Raw genomic sequence first — 7,099 nt, 5'->3', positions numbered from 1 at the left:
GCCGGTCACACCGACCGGCGCACGACCACCTTGTGCGGACCGTGGAAAACCATGTCGTACGGGTACTTCACATCGTCCACAGTGAACTCGCAGAGCGCCTTCAGCAGCAGCCCGAGCCCGATCTCCAGCTCCACGCGGGCCAGCGTCGCGCCGAGGCAGTAGTGGATTCCCAGCCCGAAGCTCACGCTCCTGCCGCCATCGCGGTCCAGGTCCAGCTCGGTGGGTGCGGTGAACCGGGCGGGGTCGCGGTTGGCCGCCCCCAGCATCACCATCACCTTGCTGCCACGAGGGATCTCGACCCCGGCCACGGTGACGTCCTCGTAGGCCCACCGGCTGATCGCCTGCACGGGTGAGTCGAAGCGCACGAGCTCCTCAACCGCCGCCGCGGTCACGCCAGACCTCAGCCTGCTCAGGGCTTCCGGGCGCGTCGACAACGTCAGCACCGCCTTGCTGAACACGTTCGTCGTCGTCTCGTGGCCCGCGGTCATCAGGTGCACGCACGTCGCCACGATCTCGTCCAACGACAACGGCTCACCACGGGTCTGTGCCGACACCATCAACGACACGAGGTCTTCACCCGGCGCCGCACGTCGATCCTCCGCCAGTGCGGAGAAGTAGTCGTGCAACTCGCGGGCAGCGGCTTCGGCGATCTTGTGCGCGTCGGGGTTGCGAGCGGCGCGGCTGCTGCTCCCTTCCTGCAACGCAACGGCCTGGCTGCGCAGCCAGTCCCACTTCTCCCGCGGCACGCCGAGCAGCTCCGAGATCACCATGATCGGAAACGGCGCGGAGAACCGCTCCACCAGATCGAACTCGGCCGGCAGGTCGGCGAGCAGGTCCTGAGCGATCACGGTGATCCGGTCGCGCAGGTTGGTCACCACCGACGGCGAGAACTCCCGGTTCAGCACGGACCGCAGTTCGGTGTGACGGGGTGGGTCGAGGAAGACGAGCCAGTTGTTCACCATCGTGCGCAGGATCGAGTGCCCGGCCGGGATCGGGCCGCCACCACCGGACCTGCGGCCGAAGACCTGGCTGGACAGCACGGTCGAAGCCGCTGCATGACTGAAGATGTAGTAGGTGCCATCGGCGACGTGGATCGGCGACTCGGCGAGATACCGCTCGAAGACCGGGTAGGGGTTGCGGACGTCGGCGTCGGCCCAGTCGCGCAGGTCGAACGGCGGCAGTGCCTTCTTCGTGGTGGAGATGGTCATCGAGCACCGCCCCGGACCTGGTCGGCGATCTCACCGGCGGATTCAGGCAGTTCGTGACCGCGCCACGCGACGTGACCATCCGGGCGGACGAGGACGAACGGACGCTCGTAGGCCTCGGCGATTTCGGGGTCGTCCAGGGTCACGGAGCTGAAGGGGATGCCTCGCTCCCTGAATGCCTGACTGAAACCGTTCAAATCCTCGGACTCCGCAAAGCACAACAACACGAATCCTTCACCGAAGAGGTCCAAGGTGGACATCCCCGGCTTCACCCACGCGTGCGGCGCCCGCGACCCCGGCCGCGTGTTCGGCCTCCGATCCTGAGTCTCCGGTGCGGTCGGGTCCGGCACGATCAACGGCGACCCCGCGTAGGTGAACCCGAGGTGGATCTCCGGAGCGTCGAACTCCCGCGCCACTCCCCCGCGCTCCAACCCCTCACGAACCTTGCCCCGCAGGAACTCGCCCTGCGGCGTGTCGTCGTTCAGCCCGTCCGGCACCTGCCGCTTCATCGCGCGCTCCAGGTTCCGGTTCGCCTCCTCCAGCCCCTCGAAGGCGACCGGCTGGCGTTCCGTGGTGTAGCTGTCCAGCAACCCCGGCCCGGCCCAGCCGGCGATCTCCGCGGCGAGCTTCCACCCGAGGTCCGCCGCACCGCAGATGCCGGTGTTCATCCCGAACCCACCCGACGGGGACAGCGTGTGCGCCGAGTCACCGACGAGGAACACCCGGCCGGAGCGGAAGTTCGACGCGACGCGGTGCACCAGGTGCCATTCGTTGTCCGACAACACCTCCACCGGCGTGTCGAACGTGATGGCTTTGCGCACCAACGTCTCCGCGTCCTGCAACGCCTCAGGAGAACCCTGCAGACCGACTGTGAGCCGGTAGAGCCGCTCGCCGTCCAGTGCGCGCATCGGGAACCGCAACGCCGACGAGATCATCAGGTAGTAGAAGTTCGCGTTCCGCGAGCCGAGCAGCGAACGCAGCTCAGGTGCGCTGAAGAGGATGTTGCGGAAGACCTGGGTCTCGTGCACAGCAGCTGCCGGTATCTCCAGGGTCTTGCGGATCGGCGACCCCGTGCCGTCACAGGCGACCAGGTACCGGGCACGCACCTCCGACACCTGACCCGAAGCCAGGTCGGTGACCACAGCGGTCACCCCGTCGGCGTCCTGGGTGAAGGAGTCCATCCGCGTGCTCATCCGCACCGCGTCGCCGAGCTCCTCGCGCAGCAGCGGGCCGAGCCAGTGCTGCGGGCAGATCGCGTCGGGTTCCGGGGTGTGCCGGAAGTCCGCGCGGGTGTCCATCGTGGCGCGGTGCAGGCGGAACAGCTCGTGGCCGCCGATGCGGGTCGTCCAGACGCAGTCCAGCGGGTGGTCACCCGGCCAGCCCGAGTGCCGGATCCGGTCGGCGATGCCCCAGCGCCGGAAGAACTCCATCGAGCGCGGACCGATGCTGCTGACCTTGGGATGACCGACCGCGCCGTCACCGGCCTCGACCAGGACGAAGCCGACGCCGCGGTAGCGCAGCTCCAACGCCATCGCCATGCCGATCGGGCCACCGCCGACGACGAGCACGTCGGTCGTGAGCTGCGAGGTCATCTGGTTTCCCTTTCCAGGCAACGGAGTCCCGCCCATCCTCCTGAGCCGCCACGACCTCCCACATCCCCAACCACCACCCGCACCGCACGGTTTGTGGTGCCCGCACCCCGCGCGACCCAGTCGAGACAAGCCTTCACACCACGCGAGCCAACGGGTTCCAACGCGCGTGCGTGGGAGAGGACCGCACGCGGGCAACACTGGCGCAAACCGAGGACAGGAGGACGCGATGCCAGCGCGCACCGCCGATACCCAACTGCGCACCACCGTGCGCACCCACGACGGCCTGCGACTGGCCGGCACGCTGGTCGCACCCGACCACCCGAAGAACGCGGTCCTGCTCCTGCACGGCGAGGGGGCGACCCAGGAGCAGGACGGCTTCTACTCGCGGCTGTCGCTCGAACTCGCCGAACGAGGCGTGGCGAGCCTGCGCTTCGACCTGCCGGGCCACGGCGAGAGCGAGGGCCTGCAGGAGGAGCTCACCCTGTCCGGCCTGCTGAACACGATCAGCGCCGGACTGGCACACCTGCGCGAGCACGTCACCGCACCCGCCACGCTGCTCGCCACCGGACTGACCGGCGGGGTCGCGGCGGGGTACGCCGCGCGCCGGGCGCCGGAGGTGGACCGCCTCGTGCTGGTCAACCCGCTGATCGACTACGACCGGTACTTCGGCGCGTTCCTCGACGAGCAGGCAGGCCGCGACCTGATCACCCGCGGCCGGGTCGAGGTCTCCCCCACGTTCGCCGTGGGCAGGGCGATGCTCAACGAGATCTTCTGGCTCCAGCCGCGCGGCGCCCTGAACATGATCTCCGCACCGACGCTGATCGTGCACGGCGCGGGCCCGACAGACGTCCCGCTCACATCATCAACCACCGCAGCGGAAGCACTCACCTGTGAGAAGCGCTTCGTCGAGATCAACGGCCCCCAAGCCGCCCACTGGCAGGCTCCCGCAATCCGCGAAGCAACCGAGTGGATTCTCTAGCCAGACCAAAGGGGGAGCCTTCGCAACGAAGGCTCCCCCTTTGACGTGTCAGGCAGATGCGGGCCAAGCCGCGTACTGCCGCTTCCCGTACAACAACGGCTCCAGGGCCGACCGGTGCGTGACCTCACGGACCTCGCCGAACACCACGACGTGCGTGCCGACCTCTTGTGTCTGCGAGACAACGCAGTCCGCCACGGCGTGGGCGTCGAACACCAGATGCGGACCGCCCAGCGCCGGCCGTTCCCACGACACGCGCGAGAACCGGTCCGGATCACCCGAGCAGAACAGCTCCGCGACCGGCCGGGCCGCGTGGTGCAGCAGGTTCACCGTGAACGAACCCTTGCGCAGCAACGCCTCCAACGTCGGACTCCCGTTGCGGACGCACACCAGCAACGTCGGCGGGTCCATCGACACGCTGCACACCGACGAGATGGTCATACCCCACGGCGAGTCGTCGAGGTCGAACGTCGTCAGCACCGCCACCCCGGTCGGGAACCCGGCCATCAAATCCCGGAACGCCGGCTTCATCGCGCACCCACCAGCACCCGCCGGTCGATCAGGTCGATCACCGGTCCGGTCAACGTTGTCGTCACCAGCGCCATCACCAGCAACGCCACGAACAGCCCCGGCGTCAGCAGACCCGCCGTGTAACCGACCTGCAGCACCACGATCTCGGTGAGGCCGCGGGTGTTGACCAGCACGCCGATCTTCAGCGACGTCAGCCTGTCCTCGCCACCCCACCGCGAGCCGAGGTAGCCACCCCCGACCTTGCCCACCACACCGAGCACCACGGCCAGCACCACACCGAACCACGGCAGCGCACCGATCCCGCCCGTCGCCAGCGTCATGCCCGCGACCACGAAGAACACCGGCACGAACACCCGCCCGGTCCGGCAGACCAGCCCGACGACCCGCTCCCACGCCGGCCCCTTGGGGATCATCAGGCCGACCAGGAACGCACCGAAGATCGACGTCAGACCCATTGCGTGCACCCCGTTGCCGGCACCCAGCGCCACGAGCCCGAGCACCACCGCGAAGATCCGCGGATACGTGCTGGCCAGACCGTCGAACCGGCCCAGCACCCGATACCCCAGGAACGCCAGCACACCGCCGACCGCGATCGTCGCGAACGCGATCCACACACCGCTCAGACCACCCGCGGCGAGCCCGAGAGCCACCGCCAGCAGCAACCACGCGGGTGTGTCGATCAGCATCGACGCCATCATCGACAGGTCACCCGAGCGGCCGAGCTCTTCCTTGCGCTCCTCGATGATCCGGGCGAGCACGGGCACCGCGGTCACGCTCATCGCGACCGCCAGCATCATCACCAACGCCCAGACGTCGGCCGTGCCGCGCACCTCCGCCGGCGCCAGCCACAGCACCCACGCCGCGAACACCAGCCCGGTCAGCAGCGGCAGCACGAAGGAACCCAGCGTGATCCGCCCGACCGTCTTGCTGCGCAACCCGTTCGTGCCGTGGTCGAGCTGGTGCACGATGCCGACCAGGAACAGCACCAGCCCGGCCTCACCGATCTGCTTCAACAGCCCCGTGACGTCCTCGGGCAGCACCGCCGCGAACGTCGACGGCCCGAACGCGTGCAACAGCACCGGTCCGAGCAGGATGCTCAGCGCGATCTCGCCGATCACGGTGGGCAGCCGGAGCAGCCGGGCCACGAACCGTCCCGCGGCCGCGACCCCGAACAGCGCACCGAGCAACACCAGCAGGTGGAAAAGGTTCTGCATCGCCGACCCTCCTCAGTGGAACTGCGCGAAGTACTCGTACTGGGTGGGCAGCGTGCGTTCGAGCTCGGAGGCCTGTTCCGCGACGAGCTTGAACTCGTGCTGGGCCGACGACGGGTCGAGCAGTCCCAGCGCGGCCGACGGCTTCAGCTCGATCCCGCCGAGCCCGAGCAGCATGCAGACGTAGGAGTAGGCCTCGAAGCCGTGGTAGTGCGGGTAGACGGACTCGCCGTCGGGCAGGCGGGTCTGCCACCGCTCCAGCCGCTCGGCCAGACCGTCCGGCAGCGCCCGCTTCTTGGTGTCGAGCCAGTACTGGTTGTCCGTGCGCTTGGCCGCGTAGTAGTGCAGCACCAGGAACTCGCGCACGCCGTCCATGCAGCGGTTGACCAGGCTGTTGTAGGAGTCGCGCAGCCCCTCGTCCCACCGCGCGTCCGGGAAGTGCTTCACCAGCTGCTCGATGGCGTGCTGGATGAAGAAGATGCCGGTCGACTCCAACGGTTCCACGAACCCGGACGACAGCCCGATCGCGACGCAGTTGTTGACCCAGTGCCGGCGCGAACGGCCGATCCGCATCTTGATGTGGTTCGCTTCAAGGTCTTCCGCCGCCGGGCCGACGAACTCGCGCAGCCGCTTCTCGGCCTGCTCTGGCGTCGAGTACTCGCTGGCGTAGACGTAACCCGTACCGATGCGGTCGAACAGCGGGATCGTCCAGATCCAGCCGGCCTCCTGCGCGGTCGCCGTGGTGCACGGCCTCAAGCCCTTGCGCTCCATGTCCAACGGCACCCGCAACGCCACCGCGGAGTCGTTGGGCAGACTGCTCTGGTACGACTCGAACGGCTCCTCAAGAGCCTTGCCCAGCAACAGACTCCGGAACCCGGTGCAGTCGATGAACAGGTCACCGGTCAGGTCGCCCTGTTCCTTGGTGACCACGTGGCTGATCCACCCGCGGTCGTCGAGAGCCACGTCGACCACGTCGTCGAGCACGTGGCGCACACCCCGCGCGACCGCGTAGTCGCGCAGGAAGTTCGCGACCAGGGTGGCGTCGAAGTGGTAGGCGTACGGGAACTGCGTCGACTGCTCGGTCAACGTCGTCCGGTACATCGACCGCTCCCCCAGGCCTCCCTCGAACAGCGTACCGTCCAGGTGCCGCGGCGACTTCAGGCTGTCGCACAACGTCCCGACCAGGAAGCAGTCGCGGTCGAACCGGTCCGACGACGGGTTGCGCAGCCACCAGTCCGGCAGCGTGAACCCGTCGACCACGCGCTGGCGTTCGAACGGGTGGTAGAAGTGATGCCCCTCCTCGCGCCAGTTCTCGAACCGGATGGCGAGCTTGTAGGTGGCGTTGCACTTCGGCATCCAGTCCTTCTCTTCGAGACCGAGGTACTCGAAGAAGTGCCGGACCGTGCTGAACGTCGCCTCGCCGACGCCGATCGCGCCGACGCGGGCCGACTCCACCAGCGTGACCTTGATCCGGTCACCGAACGCGGCGGTCAGGTACGAAGCCGTCATCCAGCCCGACGTTCCACCGCCGACGACCACAACACTCTTCAGCATGAAAGGAATCCTCCGAAGTGGAACGAGAAA

Annotated in this window: 6 protein-coding genes; 1 reads left to right on the top strand and 5 read right to left on the bottom strand. The window is 68.1% G+C overall.

The window, feature by feature from the left end; translation table 11 throughout:
- Positions 1-5 precede the first annotated feature (5 nt).
- Both LFM09_RS06270 and LFM09_RS06265 read right to left on the bottom strand, forming a co-directional pair.
- Positions 6-1,208 (bottom strand): cytochrome P450, encoded by a 1,203-nt coding sequence (locus LFM09_RS06270; protein WP_414095312.1) that lies wholly within the window; start codon positions 1,206-1,208, stop codon positions 6-8.
- Positions 1,205-2,797, bottom strand: a complete 1,593-nt coding sequence (locus LFM09_RS06265; protein ID WP_414095311.1) for an FAD-dependent monooxygenase — start codon at positions 2,795-2,797, stop codon at positions 1,205-1,207. The genes LFM09_RS06270 and LFM09_RS06265 overlap by 4 nt, the downstream gene beginning before the upstream one ends.
- 226 nt (positions 2,798-3,023) lie before the next feature.
- Here LFM09_RS06265 and LFM09_RS06260 point away from each other — a divergent pair, with 226 nt between their 5' ends.
- Positions 3,024-3,776 carry an alpha/beta hydrolase gene (locus LFM09_RS06260; RefSeq protein ID WP_414095310.1) on the top strand — a complete coding sequence of 251 codons (753 nt, stop codon included), beginning with the start codon at positions 3,024-3,026 and terminating at the stop codon, positions 3,774-3,776.
- 48 nt (positions 3,777-3,824) lie between these two features.
- Here LFM09_RS06260 and LFM09_RS06255 read toward each other — a convergent pair whose 3' ends face one another.
- Genes LFM09_RS06255 through LFM09_RS06245 form a run of 3 tightly spaced genes read right to left on the bottom strand, consistent with a single transcriptional unit; the run spans position 3,825 to position 7,069 of the window.
- Entirely contained in the window at positions 3,825-4,304 is a 480-nt protein-coding gene (locus LFM09_RS06255; protein WP_414095309.1) for a flavin reductase family protein, read from the bottom strand.
- Positions 4,301-5,518 (bottom strand): cation:proton antiporter, encoded by a 1,218-nt coding sequence (locus tag LFM09_RS06250; protein WP_414095308.1) that lies wholly within the window; start codon positions 5,516-5,518, stop codon positions 4,301-4,303. The genes LFM09_RS06255 and LFM09_RS06250 overlap by 4 nt, the downstream gene beginning before the upstream one ends.
- Positions 5,519-5,530: 12 nt before the next feature.
- Entirely contained in the window at positions 5,531-7,069 is a 1,539-nt protein-coding gene (locus tag LFM09_RS06245; protein ID WP_414095307.1) for a tryptophan halogenase family protein, read from the bottom strand.
- Between the last annotated feature and the right edge of the window lie 30 nt (positions 7,070-7,099).

The organism is Lentzea alba (genome assembly GCF_047445655.1).
In the GTDB taxonomy this organism is placed as follows: Bacteria; Actinomycetota; Actinomycetes; order Mycobacteriales; family Pseudonocardiaceae; genus Lentzea; species Lentzea alba_A.
This window is presented reverse-complemented; position numbering and strand designations above follow the sequence as displayed.